Here is a 15,464-nt window from a genome sequence, read left to right on the forward strand (position 1 = left end):
CGTTCACGGCGCATTGTGCTTGGCATCTACAGCCTTCAATAGTTATAGAGATATTCGTATTTATCCGAGACTCCTCAATGCTGGTGCTATTACAGCGTCAACGCTATCGATCCTGATATAGGATGAAAGACCTATTGTCAGCTTTAAATGCATCTGAGAAAGGTCTGCTAGTCTTACTACCAATCAACCAACCAGCTGTGTTTATAAGGATAAGCCGCCATTTGGAGTGAGCAATGCAAGGGCTTTTAGATTTCCTCATCACCTTGATTGAGTGGGCCGATTCGCTCGTATGGGGGGGAATCGGGGGAATCTGGTGGCTTGGTATCCTGATTTTGGGGTTGCTGCCGGCGGGGCTCTACTTTTCTATTCGCAGCCGCTTTATACAGTTTCGCCACTTTGGCCATATGGTCGGCGTGATGGTCCGTGGCGTTCACAAGGAGAATGAAAACTCGGTGACTGCCTTCCAGGCATTTGCCACCAGTGCTGCGGCAAGGATCGGTACTGGAAATATTGCCGGTGTGGCGGTGGCCATAACAGCCGGTGGAGCTGGGGCGGTGTTTTGGATGTGGCTGGTGGCTCTGCTGGGGATGGCGACCAGTCTGGTAGAAAATACCCTGGCGCAAATCTACAAGGAGCGCGGCGATGCCCCTGGTACATTTCGCGGGGGGCCGGCCTATTATATCGAGAAGGGGCTGGGGCGTCAGTGGAAGTGGTTATCCCTGGTCTTTTCGATATTCCTGATGATTTGTTATGGCTTTACCTTTAATGCCGTACAGTCAAATACTATGGCGGTTGCGCTAAATAGCGCCTGGGGCATCAGCCCACTTTGGGTTGGTTCTATTGTGGCGCTGGTTGCCGGCGTGATTGTCTTTGGGGGGATTCGCTCCATTGCCCGTTTCGCGGGTATCGTGGTTCCGGTTATGGCGATCGGCTATCTATTGGTCGCCTTTTACGTTTTGTTGACCAATATTACTGAGTTGCCGCGTGTGCTAGAGGAGATACTGGCGAGCGCCTTTGGTTTTCAGGAGGTGGGTGCTGGGGCTTTTGGTGCAGTTGTGGCGAATGGCATTAGGCGTGGACTTTTCTCTAATGAGGCGGGACTGGGCTCTTCACCCAATGTGGCAGCGGTTGCCGATGTAAAGCATCCGCTGGTGCAGGGGTATGTTCAAATGGCCTCGGTATTTCTCGATACCATTATTATCTGTACTTCCACAGCCGCCATTATATTGGTGGCCGATATTTTTATGGAGGGGAATATGGAAGGCGTTGAGCTAGTCCAGGATGCTCTGGCCAGTGAGGTGGGGGCTTGGGGTAGTAGTTTTATCGCGATTTCACTGATATTTTTTGCGTTTACTTCAATTATTGGGAATTATTATTACGGCGAAACCAATATTTATTATTTGTACCACACTCGCTTATCGATTTTATGCTACCGAATATTATTTTTAATGTTTGTCCTTTTTGGGGCCTGGGTCGCCGATACTGGTAGCGTTGAAAATTTTGCTCTGCTATGGAGCATGGCAGATGTCTCTATGGGGGTTATGGCATCGGCGAACCTGTTAGCTATTATCCTGTTGTCGGGTGTCGCTTTTAAAGTGCTGGCGGATTACGAAAACCAGCTGTCTTCAGGAGTGCGTGAGCCGGTGTTTGATGCGAGTAAATATACTATAAAAGGCATTGAGCGCGATGTTTGGGGTTGAGGTTGGGATTGAAACGCGCGATCTAAGCGCGGCGGGACGTCGCCGTCTAGCGGTAGGAACCCCCACCCTTTAGGGCGGGGGAGGGGATGTCAAAAGCTGGGTTTGTGTAGGGCCAGATAAAAAATAGCGATAACTTGCAGGAACGCAAGTACACAGGCCGTTATCCTGATCGGCTTGGAAAAACTGGGGCGCAGGGCAAAGACGCCGGCAATGATATAGCCAAATACCAGGGCCACTTTTACGGCCAGCCAGTGTGAGGTGCCGGGGTTCCAGCTACCCAGGATTACCAGTCCGACCGCCGCAGATAACAGCAGGGTGTCATTGAGGTGTGGTACCCAGCGCAGGGGGCCGTTGCGCCAGCCTGTGTTGTGGCTGAATTCCAGCCCGATCCTGAGAGTAAACAGCAGGATACTGAGGGCTGCGGCGGTGATGTGGAGGTGCTTTACGAGTACATAATCAATCATGGTGATGATCTGGCTGTATTTTGACTTTGCCTTCACCCCAATGGGAAGGCTCCCTAGCTGTCAAAGCATACCGATTTGCTACGCCTGGATGCAATATGGAAAACTGGGGAGCCTTTGAATAATCCCGTGACACCTGCGGCTGGGCAGTTGAGCCCAGGGGGTGGGATTAGTTCAGATTTCTGATTTGGCCATACTTCATCCGCTGCGCTACGCCATGCTCTGCCCGAATCATATTCTCATTGATGGCCAGTGGGTCAGCGGGGACGTTGCCATGGTCATCGCTGAGGCCCACAGTGGCAATTTCTTCGCGCAGCTCCATAGATCCTCCCACCCAAATCCAGCCGCTGGCTCTAGTTGAAATCAGATTGTTGCGATTGGGGATCGTCATATTGTTGTAAACAATATTGAGGCCGCCATTGGCGATGCGGGCCATGGTCAGAGGGGCACCTTGCATATGGAGCGCTGCCGGTCGGGGCCTGGCGTTCATCAGCCAGAAAAGTCGAGTTGGCACTGCCGGATAGGTAGCGGCCGCGATTGCAGCGATCAGCGTGAACCAGCTCGTGGGCGAGCGTGATATAGCTTGGGCAATTTCCCATCACTACGGTGCCGTTATTGAGTAGATTAGCAGTTTGGAGGAGACTATTGTTCCACATAACAAGCCCACTGGAGCCACTGCTCATCACTTTGGCCATAAACCCTTTGTCTGAGCTGACCAGGGGAAGGTAGCTCTTGAAGCCGCTCCACACTTGATCCATCAGCCACTGGTCGGGGCGAAAGCCGAGGGCGTGGTGCTCGGTAATTCGGGTATCGTGGCGACTGGCGATTAATCGGCGCAGCAGGGTGGTGCTGTTCGCCCTTAAACCGGCCGCATTTAAAATACCAGTTCCCTCGGTAACCCGTAGCACATAGCGGCTGCCGGTTCTATATCTCTCCGGCGTATAGGTAAGGGCAGTACCCACGCCACCGACAAGCGTATGCAGGGCTGCTCTTACTTGGGTGATGAAAGTGTTATTGCTGGAGTCGATGCAGAGTCCCATTATTATTCTCCTGTCCTGCACGGTAATGCGAGTTTTATTGTTGGGGGAAGTCGTGATTTATTGAGCGGGTTTGCAGGTGATTTCTAGCGCTGCCCCGGGCTAAACCCTGTGAGCTAAAAAGCACGGTGGGCTTGGGCAGTGCTTGAGATGAGTGGGCTAGGGGCCACTCTTGAGGAGGTAGGGGGTCAATTGTAATTCTTTTGTCATACATCCTTGGGCTATCCAGGTGCTTAAATCAGAGGCTCCCCAGGACTCTACTCTTAATTGGTACGTTTTTCTATACGGCAATCTTCCGATAGGTATTATTTGAAAGAATTAGAATAGTGTAGGCGGGGTTGTAGAGACAGATTGTTCCAGGCAGAGTCTTAGTGTCATATCTGGTTCGAGTTGGGGCTTTACGGGGTGGTTATGAGTGGGAGTTGCCCCTGAGGTTTCGTAAATATTTCCCTGTAAGTATGCTCGGATTGCTGGATGATTACAGGCTTCTTATTTGTAGACATATGGATGTTCGGATAAAACACATGTTGTTAACGACAAAAGTATCCCTGGTTCTGCTTTTTCTCGCCGTGTTCATATTGATCTATGCAGTTATCTCCTATATGAAGTATCGCTGGGTGGTGTTTGAGCACCCTGTGGATATGACGAAAAAGAAGAGATATGAAGTTAAATTTCGCTCCCAATTAAATGCGCCCCATGAATTAAGCTTGGAAGCGGAAAGGGCACTGGATTCCAGCGAGCTTAACAGTCGCTTGGGTATCAAGCCGCTCAGGAGAGAAACCTGCACAAAATACTCTGAGGCGTTGGCGATTGAATGGGTAATCTACGAGGAGGGCGCGACGCTTGCATCGGGTAGCAGTGGGGATACAACTTCGGGTTTCTGGGGAAAAAAGGCCGGTAAACTGCTGCATATATTTACTACAAAAAAGGGTAAAAATTACACGCTTGTAGCTTCCGTGACAGCACCAGACCCTGTTTTGGCCGTTACAAATCCGGCGCTTAAGGTTGCGGTTGGTAGAGTGGAGCACAAAAGCGCTTATGTTTATTCCAGCTTGTGTATTTTTACTGCCTATCTGCTAGCGACTATTGCCGCTGTCACCTGGCTTTTCGGTTTTATCTATAACTGGTTGACCTGAGGCTAATCGCCTGAACCGTGGCGATATCTAGAGGGGGTTAGGCATTCCTGCCTGTAGAGCCGCGCCTTGACTGAGAACTGCTCTGCAAGTTAGAGGTATTGCGGAATTACTCAGGGGTCCTCTTGATAGATCCAGATATGATCGTTTAACTGGCTTGATCTATCGGCGGGCAGGCGTAGACTGCCCTCTGTCGGATTAAATTCAGGCCCCAGTGGTAGCGGTATATATTGTGCTGTGTGGGGCGTTATTCATAATTAACCGAAAAAGGATATGGCGATATGTTAAAGGCGGAATATCAAGAGCGTGGACCAGTGCCGCAAGAGGTTATTGAGGCGGTGTCCTTTGACACCCCTGAACTTCAAGAGGGGCAGGTGTTGTTGGAAATGCTGGCAGCCCCAATTAACCCTTCAGATGTCCTTACCTTGACCGGTGAATATGGGATGTTACCGCCGCTGCCGGCGGTCGGGGGGAATGAGGGCGTGGCCAAGGTCGTGAAGCTGGGCCCCAAGGTGACGGCCCCGGAGATCGGCCAGGTGGTCCTCCTGCCAGTGGGTAGTGGTACCTGGGCCACGCATATGGTGGCCAATGCACAGGGACTGATCCCGCTGCCGAACAATGTCGATCCACTGCAACTTTCCATGTTGACGATTAACCCGCCAACCGCCTATTTATTGCTGAGCGAGTTTGTCGACCTCAAAGAGGGGGATTGGGTCATACAGAACGCTGCAAACTCGGGTGTGGGGTCTTACCTGACAACTCTAGCCAAATTGCGCGGGCTAAAAGTAGTTAATATTGTTCGCCGGGAATCTCTGCTTGAGCCGATGAAAGCCGCCGGTGCGGATGTCGTTTTGCTTGATGGTGAGCATTTGGGTAAACGGGTGGCGGAAGCGACCGGCGGTGCTGAGATTAAGCTGGGGATTGATGCGGTTGGCGGTATGGCCACTGCCCGTATGGGGGAAGCCCTATCGAATGGCGCCACTTTAGTGAATTATGGTGCGCTCAGTGGGGAACCCTGTGTGATTGCGCCAGGAATGATTATCTTCAAAGATATTACGGTGCGCGGCTTTTGGTTGGCCAAATGGTTCGGCTCGGCATCCCCCGAGCGGCAGCAAGAAGTTTTTACCACTATCACTCAGTTAGTAGCAGAAGGTAAGTTATCCACCTCTGTACATGGCACATACCCTCTTACTGAAATCAAAGAGGCGGTTCGAGTAGCGGCGTCGGGGGGCCGTGACGGCAAAGTAATTGTTGTCGGTGACAGTCTGGCGGTGTGATGAAGTCTTAACTGCTACTTCCCTGGAAGTGTTGCCGATATGAGCGGCACTTCCGAAGACCGCTCCGTCATTTGTCTGGAGCCCTATCCCCTAAATGCTACCCTTGCTGTCAGCCTTGATATTTACAGGTATCTTAACGAGAAACTTTTATTCCCAGCCTCTTGGGCCAATCATTGGCAGTTGGAGCACAGTTGGTGAGCAAGTCGAAGAATCGTTCTGGGAGTCAAGATTGGCCAGAACTACCCTACGCTGAATCGGTGAATACCATAGCGACCCTGCATATGTGGATGCAGGTTATTGGTAAGATTCGCCTGGTGCAAACTCCCTGGATAAATCACTCTTGGCATGTCCCTTTCAATATCACCGCCAGGGGAATAGATACGCCGCTTATCCCCCATAGTGGGCGATCCTTTTCCATAAGCTTTGATTTCTATCACCACCTACTCAAGCTTTTGAGTACAGATGGGGGAGAGTGGGTATTGCCTTTGAAGTCCCGCACGGTCTCTGATTTCTATTGGGAGGTGATGGCGGCGCTCAAGCAACTGGGCATTCCGGTTGAGATCAACACTATGCCATCCGAAGTGGCAGATGCGCTCCCCTTTGAGCGAGATCAGGATAATTACGAATACGATCCTGAATACGCGGCGCAGCTGTGGCAGGCACTGGTACAGATTCAGCGGGTTTTTACCGAATTTCGCGGCGGTTTTGTTGGCAAGTGCAGTCCAATCCAGCTTTTTTGGGGAAGCTTTGATTTGGCACTTACCCGTTTTTCCGGCCGGGAGGCGCCCCCGCACCCGGGAGGTATTCCACACTTTCCCGATTGGGTAGCCCGGGAAGCTTACTCTCACGAGGTGAGTAGTGCCGGTTTTTGGCCCGGTGGTGGCGGTGTCGATGGCGCCTGCTTCTATTCATACGCCTACCCCGAGCCCCAGGGGTTTGCCGCAGTAAAAGTTGTGCCCGCTCCCGCCTATTACTCTGAGGATTTGGGAGAGTTTTTGTTGCCTTATGAGGCTGTGAGGAGTGCAGGTTCACCAGATGAGATGCTGTTAAGCTTTTTGCAGAGTACTTATGAGGCTGCGGCAGATAAGGGAATGTGGGATAGGCCTGCTTTGGAGGCGCGCTTCCCCCCGCAGGCCCGCTAGGCGTTGCAGGGGATTTTCACTTACTGTTGGGTTTTAAGCTGTTCGATAAAGGCGTCCGATGCCTGTTCTATAAGCTTGAGAATATGCTGAAACCCTTCTATGCCACCATAGTAAGGGTCGGGTACTTCAGCGATATCACTATCTTGCAATACGGATAAAAACAATCTTAGTTGGGCCTGTGATGAGGCGGGTTGTAGGGATTTCAGTGCTTGCAGATTATCTTTGTCCATGGCAAAGATATAATCATACTTTGTGAAGTCGGCACTGGTGACTTGGCGGGCGCAGCTATTTTCAAATGAGTATCCCTTCTCTTCACCAACGGCTAAGGTTCGTGAGTCTGGTCGTTTGCCCGCATGGTAGCTGATAATGCCTGCCGAATCGACGCAAACCGGGATGCCCGCCTGCTGAGCCTTGCTGCGGAACACGGCTTCGGCGAGCGGCGAGCGGCAAATATTGCCCAGGCAAACAAATAATACCGAGAGTTCTGAGTTAGCTGTCAAAATAGCTCCAAGACACTTTGGATAAATTAAAGGGGGACATTTTAATCAAAATATTGAATGTTTACACCTTGGCTGTCAGGGGCGATAGAAAGCACAGTTTTAGTCTCAATATAAAATGGCTGATTTTTATTTGAAAAGTAGTTGGGGTTAAGCTGCTTTTTTGTGAGAGAAACGGTATTTTCTGTCGTCCAGTAAGCTTGATCGGGCCCCCAGTTTTCAGGCTTTAGCTCGTATAGTAGATCCAAGGTGTTTTCAGATAGCCGGTATACTTGCAAGGCATTTTCATTAAAACCGGCATCCAGGTCTTGTTCTGCAACAAAAAGGTAACCACCGTGTGGAGACAGCAAAGGGTAGCCGGCGATAGGAAGCTCACTACCGTTGCTTAAGTCTAGCAAAATATAGGCGTGCGCCTCCCAGAACTGTTGATGTATCAGTAGTAGGTTATCAGTTATTTGATCAATAGCAGAGTAGGCTATGTGTTCTGCGGGACTATCAGCGGGAAGGGTGTCTGTGTACGCTAGTGACTTTCCGCCATTCAGAGTTATAGCCAGGTGCCCTGGTTGTATCCGCCTGATATACTTGATTTGATCACTCAGTTCACTTTCGAGTGACCGTGCACAGTCTAAAGAATTGTGAATATCTGGGCATTCGAACTTATCTTCAAATACACTGAAATGTAGACCCAGGCAGTAATTTGGAGCTGCTGCTAAAGTTGGCAAGATAACGAATATCAGCAGGTTTTTCAGCCCCAACTTAAACGAGAATTTCATCTACACTAGTGCCCTGTAAACACTTTATCCAGTAATTTTGTGCCGCGCGCTGAATAGTGCTACACATCCACGAATTTCTATTTTGTACTCCCTAAATCGACTGGCAAGGAATGTATTGAGGTCCTCTTCACAATCCTGAGTATTGGAAAATATGCCTTTCTTATTGTAGATAGCCATTAATTTCTTGGCTGCCCCACTTCTCGGCACTCCCTCGGACAGGATAGTTGACCCAAATACGGTACCCGAATCTGATAGCAGAGTTGCAACATTATCCAGCGCGACCAGCTTATCTGTCAGCTTACCGGGAAGGCAGTGGAATAGATAATTTAAGGAAATTGAATCAAAATTTTCAGCTTCTAAGGTGATTTTATCCAGGACATTGCAGCGGAACTGGGTGGGGTTATATCGGGCCACTCTTTGCGCTGAGATATCCAGGCTGTTTTGGTTCAGGTCCATTAGGGCAAGGCGGACTTTGTCGGAGGGGAAGTGGCAGTTGTCGATAAAATAGCCTGTTCCGACACCTACATCCAAGTGGTTGGAGGATATATTTCGATTGAAGTGCTCTAATATTCCAGGGGTTGGGCACTTCCAAATAAAGCGGTTTGATATACCCAGAACCCACATGTCATAAAGCCAAAGTACGGGTTTGGAATAGACAGCTTGGCCCTGCTCGACCTCTTTAGTGATTGTCACTTCAATCTCCAGTTTATGGCTGTTGTGCGGCTTTACCAAAAAAGGAGAGGGAGTGTATCCACAGTGCATTCACTCTTTCGACCCAAGTGGCAAGTCGCTTATTATTGTTCGATGGTACCACTTGGGAGAATGCTAAACAGCTGAGTGTTTCACATTGCTTGTCTGATCAGTATAGAGTTTTTTCTTGGCATATCCTCACTCTTCAAACAGGCTAAAGTCGTACTCCTGCAAGCGCTCTTGTGCAAAGTTTAAAAATACATCAATTTTCCTGGAGTCTTTTCGCTTCACCTTATACAGGGCGCCGACAGTTTTGTCTTTGCGCTCCAGTTCCGGTAGAACCTCGACAAGTCGGCCTTTTTTAATATCCCTTTGGCAAAAGTAGGAGGGCAGCTTGGCAATGCCATTCCCGTTTAATGCCGCAGCGCGGGTATGAAATGTTTTATTGGAAATTAAATTTCCACTGAATGGGTAGAACTTCCCATCGATTGACCAGCCATCTTCCAGGCCGTCGAGGCGGGTCAGCATGATATTGTGTTGGCTGAGTTCGGCAATCGTATTTGGATAGCCGTGTTTTTCCAGGTAGGCCGGTGCGGCGATAAAAATAGGGCGGATACTGAATAGCGGTTGTGCGTAAAACTGGCAGTCGGGCAGTGTCTCCCAGACCCGAAATGCAATATCGATATCATCTTCGATTAAATCCAGATGATAGGGGCTGAAGATAAGCTCCAGGCTAAAGTCGGGAAAGGTTTTTTGAAAGTCATTGCAAATATGGCTGAATACCTTTAAGCCCAGGGTTTCCGGAAAAGTGATTTTTAACTTTCCCCGGGTGAGCGTTGCCGCCTCTGCAACCTGGTCTTCCAGCTCGGTAAAGGAATTGATGATTTTTTGCCCTTTCTGATAGGTAATCCTACCGGCGTCAGTGACTGCGATCGCCCGGGTGGTGCGATTGAGCAATACCTGCCCCAGGGCCTGCTCAAGTTGGGCGAGGGTCTTACTGACCGTGGGGGTGGACAGGCCCAAATGCTTGGCGGCTTTGCTTAAAGACCCGTGGTCAACGACACTGCAAAATACATTGATTAAGTGGTATTTGTCGTATTCTCTGCGCACGGATTGTTTCCTTAAAACTAAAAGATATTTTCAATATACCCCCTTTGTTAAATTAAAGTAAATAGTAAACTCCCGCCCGTACTAATCGACCAGGGAGATAACGCTATGAATCCATTAACTTGCCACTGTGGAGCGATTCATTTCAACCGGCTTGTAGATTCCCCCCTGGCAGCTGAGGCGCAAGGGGCGCACACGGATATGGCAGGCAGGCTCCATATTCGTGATCCTGAAAATTCACTGCAAAAATATCACTTTAAAGAGGGCGCTTTACAAGAGAGGGGGTTCTGCAAGCACTGCGGTGCGGAAATCTATGCGATTAATCGCGGCGGTGAGCTGCTGCACCAAGCGCAAATCGAGGAAACCTACCGACCGAACTATGCCGGGGTTCTTAATTACGGTTTTTAGTGGCAGGCACCGACCGAATAGGGGCCTGCCGGATTGTTCGGCCTGTTCTTTAGGCCTGAGTGGTTAAGTATTTCAGGATGTCGACAACCTGTGCCGGTGTTTGTGCCCAGGCCTGAGCGGCACCGTCCACCTCTTTCAGTGCGTGTACCAGTGACTCATCGTGGAGAGTGATATAGGACTTGCCCAGGGCGGCACAGAAGCCGGCATCAAAGGCGGCGTTCCACTGTTTATATTTTTCGCCAAAACGAATCACCGCCAGGTCGCAATTTTCAATAAGGTGCTTGATGCGGATGGCATTGACTTTGGCGGACTTGTGATCCCGCCAGAAAGCCTTTTGCTCCTCGCCCAGGCCATCTCCAGCGGCATCGCTGGCATCATGGTGGGTAACGGCGGAAGAGAAGGCGATATCCAGCCCCTCTTTTTGGCAGCCTTCGATGATTTGAGCGCGCCAATCGGAGTGGATTTCGCCAGAGAGGTAAACCTTAAGCTTCATAGAGTGGCCCTACAGAATTGGAAACTAATATATGGTTTAGAGTCACATATTAGCACCTTGAAGCTCTGAAATCTGGCTGTCGAGCGAGTGAGGAGGGGGAAATCTAGCGGCTGCTATTGAAACCCGGGCCCGATGAGTAGGGCCCGGATAGGGAGTTCTTTACAGTACTTGCTGTTCAAACTCGACATTTTCTGGAGACTTGCCGGCGGGTAGTCGGGTTGAGTGCAGTTGAGTTACCAGCCACTGGCCATCGATTTTCTTAACAATGGCACTTTCCAGCCATACCGCTTCTTTGTTGCCCTCTTTGGATTCAAAGCTGGCCTTGGTCCAGTAGTTGATGGTCAGCAGGTTGTCGCTCTCTTCAAAGCTGATAATGCTGAAGTAGTTGGTTCTCTTTAATTTAGAGGGTTTCATTACCGCGATAAGGTCTTCAATGTCCCAGACCTCACCGTGCTCAAGGAGAATAAAATCATCGCTAACGCCATTTCTCATCGCCTGCTGATCAAGGTTTGAAAGTGCTGCAAAGAGCCCGTCGATGGTTTTAAATCCCTCAGGCTTTGCTGCGGCCTGTACGTTGATTGCGAGTAAGGTGAGTGCGATTGCAACAAACTTTCTGATCACCGGGGTACCTCTGTGGTTATATTAGCTTGGGCGCTATTTTAACTGAGTGCGCTGCTACTTTGCTGCTTTAGTGGCAGCCTGAGCAGGGGGATCTGCTGGGATCACTTATTTCAGGCCGTGAGCGGATACACTATCCAGTAACTGTTGGGCCTTTCTCACAATATATTCCCTCTGTTCTGAAGACCTCTCGGTTTGGTTGCTCCACTGTACCCCGTGCCAGAGAACGCAGAGGTAGCCGTAGATAAATTGCCACAGCTGTAGGCGTTGATTGTCTTTAGGTGTCACCGTGCGGTTGAGGTAGCATTCCAGTAATTGATTTTGTGCAGCCAGATCCAAGCTGTGTTCCTCTACTAGAACCGCGAGATCATAGAATCTATCGCCCATTGCCGCATATTCCCAGTCGATGGCATACAGCCTGCCCGAGGGGCGCTCAATCAAGTTACCGCCGCTCAGGTCGTTGTGGCACAGGTGATAGCCATCACTGAACTGATAGGTCCTACTAATTAATGGCGCTAGCCTCTCTTGCAGTGTGTCGAGCAGTTGGAAAAAACTGGCTCGCCGATCGATAAATGGCCTGTAGCTGGAGATTTTTTCTCTGATATCCAGTTGAGCGTCAATGGCTGGGGCGCTGTGTATACGGCGCAATAAGTCGGCAACTCTCTCCAGGCTGCGGGGAGTATTTTTGTCCCAGGGCGTGCCCTCGACAAAGCCAGTGACCAAGTATTTGTAGAGGGGATCGCAGTAAATCAAGGGGGCGCAACTGCCGGAAACTGTGGCCGAGTGCAGAGCCTGCTGCTCAGCAGCTCTATCGAGATTGAGCTGCTCGCTGATACTCGAATTTATCCGCAGCACCATTCGCTGACCGGCGGACTCAAGCAGAAAAGCGCTATTGGTCAGCCCCCCGGTTAGGGCCCGGACCACAGTGGGGCGGGCCTTGCTCCAGCGCTGCCAATCGTTGGGAATAATGCTGCTCAGTGCCTGATTCATCAATCGGTCACTGAATGGCTGCGCTTGTTTGTGGCGCGGGAGTAGAGATCAGCGCTTTCTCTAGTTTCTCTTTTTGGTAAATGGTGAGCCACTGGAAAAAGCCAATCACAACCAGCACCAGGTACAGCATAAACAATACGGCGGTGAGGTAGAGTTCTCTGTCCAGATAGAGATAGATTGAGGCCCCGTCTACGACAATCCAGTAGAGCCAGTTCTCCAGCACCTTGCGGGTGACCATATAGGTGGTGACGACCGCCCCCAGTGTAGTGAATGAATCCAGGTAGGGGAGGGCGGCACTGGTATTGCGCTCCAGCAGGTAGCCGATTAGCAATGTCAGTACCAGAGTGGTGCCAATAACCATCCCGTGGGTTTTTGCACTCCAGCGGTGGATTTTTAAATTGTCTTGCCGGTCGCGGTGGTTTCGCCATTGCCACCAGCCATAAACCGCCATAATCAGATAGAAAACCTGCAATGCGGATTCCATTAACAGGCTGACGTCCCAAAACAAAAACAGATAGATCGCCGTGCTGGCAAAGGCGGCATACCAGCAACTGATTTTTTCCCTCATGGCCAGGAGTAAATAGGCCAGGGCCAAAATGACTGCGGCTACCTCCCAGAGAGACATAGCGGCAAGGGAAGCGCTAATCGCACTACTGATATTCTGCTCAAACATCTACTTCCCCCGGGGCCAGATCGCCGTCGATAAATTTGCATACAAAAATGGCGCGGCCAAACTGTTGGTAGGATTTGCGCATTTCCAGCTTGAGCACGTCCATCAGCAGATCGTAATCGCCAAATACCTGAGTGCTCATGGTATTGGTGATTACCCTGAGTCCCGGGTGGCTATTTAACTGCGCGATAAATGCCTGAATGGCTGGGATGTACTCGTCTTTTAGCGGATACATACTAATTTCGACAGAGAGCTGCATAATTCCCCTCTTGGTGAGAGTTCTGGAGCAGCAAAAAGCTGCCCCAAAGTCACTGAGTGATTAGAAGGTGTAGGTGCCCGTTACTCCGGCAATTCGGGGTTCACCATACTGATAGTAGGGTTCCGGCGCGTAGTAATTCTCCGGGTTATTGCCGTATTGGTTGCTGAAGTAGAACCCGCGCACATAGTAATCTTCGTCAGTCAGGTTTCTGCCCCACAGGGAAACATCCCAGTTATCTCCCCGGTAGGTCAAGCGGGCATTGACCAGCTCGTAGGCGGTGGACTTTTCGTCGTGGCTATTTGAGAAGTAGAACTCGTCTTTGCCCTCCAGCTCTAATCGCAGGATCAGGTTGGGAAGCAGATCGATTTCTGCACCGGTGAAGAACTGATAGTTAGGCGCATGAGCGATATCGCGGCCATCCAGATCGACCGCAGCCAACACCGTTCCTGCGTAGTCATCGCGGGCATCGACATGGGAACTGCTCTCGTAGTCTTTAAATTCTGCATTCAGCCAGCCCGCTGAGGCGAAAAAGCGCAGGGCGTCGCTGGCCTGGTAGTTCAATTCTACTTCGAGACCCACTGTGCTTCCGCCGGCAGCATTGGCAAGGTAGTCACTAAATGAGTAGTCGGCAGGGTTAAAGATAGAAACCTTGGCCTGAACGTCATCTCGGTCCTGGTAGAAAGCGGCAACCTGTGCTTGCAGGCGATTATCCAGCCAGCTGCCTTTAACTCCTAACTCATAGTTGAGCATATGTTCGGTATCGAACTCGAACATATCGCTGCTGATCTCTGTGTTACTGGCGGACTCTGAGATGATTCTGCCGTTTACGCCGCCGGCCTTATAGCCTCGGGAAACGGTAGCGTAGAGCAGGGTGTTGTCGGCGTAATGGTATTGCAGGGAGATATTTCCGCCCCACAGGTTTTCTCCATTGTCCGCTTCGATGCTGTAGGAGTCAGAGTAGTCGGCTTCCCGTCTTTCCAGTCTCAGGCCGGTGATCAAATTGATGCTTGAGATAATCTCCGTTGAGAGCTGGCCGTAGATTGCAGAATTTTCAGTATCAAAGTCGCTGCGGAAGCTCTGGTTGCGGTTCAGTTCCTCGCGCTCCTTGCGCCCATAGAGGCCCACAACCCAGTGACTGCGATCCCAGAATAGCTTGGACTCGTCGGTAGAGAGTGCGCGCAGGTCAATGCTGATATTGTCCTTATCGCGCAGGTAATTATCGGTGGAGCTGTATTCCCAGGGGTGGAAGCCGGCATAGGTCCAGTCCTCATCGAAACCGTATTCAGTATCTGAATCGGCGAGACTGAGGGTGCCCTCCAGGGTAACGCTCTCACTACCTGACCACTGGGCAGTCAGTACGCCGGCAAAGGTCTCCTGGCGATCCCAGCCGGGTTGGTCCGACAGGGTTTCGCGGGTGTTATACAGGGAGAATGCATCGTAGCCGTTGTCAACGTCGATATAGAAGAGGGTAACGCCCAGCTTTACATCCTCGGAGGGGGAGTAAGCCAGCTTACCGCGCAGCACGGACTCATCAATATTGTTGGTGTCATCGCGGTCGAGATACTCATTCTCCGTATAGCCATCGGACTTGCGTTTGCTGGCTGCAAGTCGATAGCCAAGGGTATCGCTTAAAGAACCCGCAGTAGTGGCGGACAGGCTCTGTCCATTGTATTCGCTTATCTCGGCGGATACCTTGGTGGTTGATTCGCGGGTAGGTGCGCCGCTGGTCATATTGATCAGACCGGCCAGAGCATTGGCGCCGTACACTGTGCCCTGTGGGCCGCGCAGGATTTCCACCTGATCGATATCCAGGGTGCTGGCTGCGAGCCCCAGGCCGGTAAAGTCGATGCCATCGATGATCAGGCCAACCGAGGGGTTTACTGGATCGATAAACTGGCTGCGTTCACCGATACCGCGAATCTGTACGAACCGTCCTCTAGAGGCGCCGGAAGAAAAGTTCACATTGGGCGCCATGTTCAAAAGTTGGTCCAGATTGGCAGCGCCCCGCGCGTCGATCGCGCTTTGATCCAGAACGGTAACACTGGAAGGCAGCTCCAAAAGGCTGGTTTCCCGCAACTGTGCCGTAACGACGACTTCTTCCAGCCCTGTGTTTGCGGTATTGGCCGTGGCGATACCGGCGAACAGGCTACTGGCGAGGCTGACAGACCAGGCAATCGGGTGGGTGGGAAACTGTTTCTTCATGGTTCTC

General features: G+C 50.9%; 18 protein-coding genes. 5 read left to right on the forward strand and 13 right to left on the reverse strand.

The features are described from left to right. Nucleotides 1-233: 233 nt before the first annotated feature. Nucleotides 234-1,700, forward strand: coding sequence for an alanine/glycine:cation symporter family protein (locus ACJJIK_RS01935; RefSeq protein WP_444944012.1), 1,467 nt, complete (start codon nt 234-236; stop codon nt 1,698-1,700). Between the two features lie 89 nt (nt 1,701-1,789). Here the strand turns inward: ACJJIK_RS01935 and ACJJIK_RS01940 are convergent, their stop codons facing one another. From ACJJIK_RS01940 to ACJJIK_RS01950, 3 genes are all read right to left on the reverse strand, one after another. Further along, nucleotides 1,790-2,200, reverse strand: a complete 411-nt coding sequence (locus ACJJIK_RS01940; protein ID WP_444931407.1) for a SirB2 family protein — start codon at nt 2,198-2,200, stop codon at nt 1,790-1,792. Nucleotides 2,201-2,330: 130 nt separating this feature from the next. Then, a complete protein-coding gene (locus tag ACJJIK_RS01945) occupies nt 2,331-2,483 on the reverse strand; it encodes a hypothetical protein (RefSeq protein ID WP_444944013.1) in 153 nt (50 codons plus the stop codon). 31 nt (nt 2,484-2,514) lie between these two features. Next, complete coding sequence (locus ACJJIK_RS01950; RefSeq protein ID WP_444944014.1) at nt 2,515-3,201, reverse strand: hypothetical protein; 687 nt, start codon at nt 3,199-3,201, stop codon at nt 2,515-2,517. 368 nt (nt 3,202-3,569) lie between these two features. Here ACJJIK_RS01950 and ACJJIK_RS01955 point away from each other — a divergent pair, with 368 nt between their 5' ends. From ACJJIK_RS01955 to ACJJIK_RS01965, 3 genes are all read left to right on the forward strand, one after another. Further along, nucleotides 3,570-4,334: a hypothetical protein gene (locus ACJJIK_RS01955; RefSeq protein WP_444944015.1), complete on the forward strand. Its 765-nt coding sequence runs from the start codon at nt 3,570-3,572 to the stop codon at nt 4,332-4,334. 278 nt (nt 4,335-4,612) lie between these two features. Then, nucleotides 4,613-5,608, forward strand: coding sequence for a zinc-dependent alcohol dehydrogenase family protein (locus ACJJIK_RS01960; RefSeq protein ID WP_444944016.1), 996 nt, complete (start codon nt 4,613-4,615; stop codon nt 5,606-5,608). Between the two features lie 194 nt (nt 5,609-5,802). Beyond that, nucleotides 5,803-6,750 carry a DUF5996 family protein gene (locus tag ACJJIK_RS01965; RefSeq protein ID WP_444944017.1) on the forward strand — a complete coding sequence of 316 codons (948 nt, stop codon included), beginning with the start codon at nt 5,803-5,805 and terminating at the stop codon, nt 6,748-6,750. Nucleotides 6,751-6,770: 20 nt separating this feature from the next. Here ACJJIK_RS01965 and ACJJIK_RS01970 read toward each other — a convergent pair whose 3' ends face one another. The 4 genes from ACJJIK_RS01970 to ACJJIK_RS01985 form a co-directional block, all read right to left on the reverse strand. Continuing rightward, entirely contained in the window at nt 6,771-7,250 is a 480-nt protein-coding gene (locus tag ACJJIK_RS01970) for a low molecular weight protein-tyrosine-phosphatase (RefSeq protein WP_444944018.1), read from the reverse strand. Nucleotides 7,251-7,291: 41 nt separating this feature from the next. Then, nucleotides 7,292-8,020, reverse strand: coding sequence for a hypothetical protein (locus ACJJIK_RS01975; RefSeq protein ID WP_444944019.1), 729 nt, complete (start codon nt 8,018-8,020; stop codon nt 7,292-7,294). 24 nt (nt 8,021-8,044) lie between these two features. Next, nucleotides 8,045-8,713: a class I SAM-dependent methyltransferase gene (locus tag ACJJIK_RS01980; protein ID WP_444944020.1), complete on the reverse strand. Its 669-nt coding sequence runs from the start codon at nt 8,711-8,713 to the stop codon at nt 8,045-8,047. A 195-nt stretch (nt 8,714-8,908) separates the two neighbouring features. Then, the gene (locus tag ACJJIK_RS01985; RefSeq protein WP_444931399.1) at nt 8,909-9,820 is read right to left on the reverse strand and encodes a LysR family transcriptional regulator; all 912 of its coding nucleotides are present in this window, start codon (nt 9,818-9,820) and stop codon (nt 8,909-8,911) included. A 105-nt stretch (nt 9,821-9,925) separates the two neighbouring features. On the opposite strand from ACJJIK_RS01985, the gene ACJJIK_RS01990 reads away from it, so the two are divergent. Further along, nucleotides 9,926-10,225, forward strand: coding sequence for a hypothetical protein (locus tag ACJJIK_RS01990; RefSeq protein WP_444944021.1), 300 nt, complete (start codon nt 9,926-9,928; stop codon nt 10,223-10,225). A gap of 49 nt (nt 10,226-10,274) precedes the next feature. Here the strand turns inward: ACJJIK_RS01990 and ACJJIK_RS01995 are convergent, their stop codons facing one another. The 6 genes from ACJJIK_RS01995 to ACJJIK_RS02020 form a co-directional block, all read right to left on the reverse strand. Further along, a complete protein-coding gene (locus tag ACJJIK_RS01995) occupies nt 10,275-10,718 on the reverse strand; it encodes a YtoQ family protein (protein WP_444944022.1) in 444 nt (147 codons plus the stop codon). 159 nt (nt 10,719-10,877) lie between these two features. Next, nucleotides 10,878-11,339 (reverse strand): nuclear transport factor 2 family protein, encoded by a 462-nt coding sequence (locus ACJJIK_RS02000; protein ID WP_444931396.1) that lies wholly within the window; start codon nt 11,337-11,339, stop codon nt 10,878-10,880. A gap of 105 nt (nt 11,340-11,444) precedes the next feature. Continuing rightward, on the reverse strand, nt 11,445-12,326 hold the full coding sequence (locus ACJJIK_RS02005) for a phosphotransferase (RefSeq protein ID WP_444944023.1): 882 nt from the start codon (nt 12,324-12,326) through the stop codon (nt 11,445-11,447). 7 nt (nt 12,327-12,333) lie between these two features. After that, nucleotides 12,334-12,999, reverse strand: a complete 666-nt coding sequence (pnuC, locus tag ACJJIK_RS02010; RefSeq protein WP_444944024.1) for a nicotinamide riboside transporter PnuC — start codon at nt 12,997-12,999, stop codon at nt 12,334-12,336. Next, nucleotides 12,992-13,255, reverse strand: coding sequence for a hypothetical protein (locus tag ACJJIK_RS02015; protein WP_444944025.1), 264 nt, complete (start codon nt 13,253-13,255; stop codon nt 12,992-12,994). Before ACJJIK_RS02015 ends, pnuC begins: the two co-directional genes overlap by 8 nt. Before the next feature lie 60 nt (nt 13,256-13,315). After that, complete coding sequence (locus ACJJIK_RS02020; RefSeq protein ID WP_444944026.1) at nt 13,316-15,457, reverse strand: TonB-dependent receptor; 2,142 nt, start codon at nt 15,455-15,457, stop codon at nt 13,316-13,318. Between the last annotated feature and the right edge of the window lie 7 nt (nt 15,458-15,464).

Source organism: Microbulbifer regidiadema (SeqCode) (genome assembly GCF_052466995.1).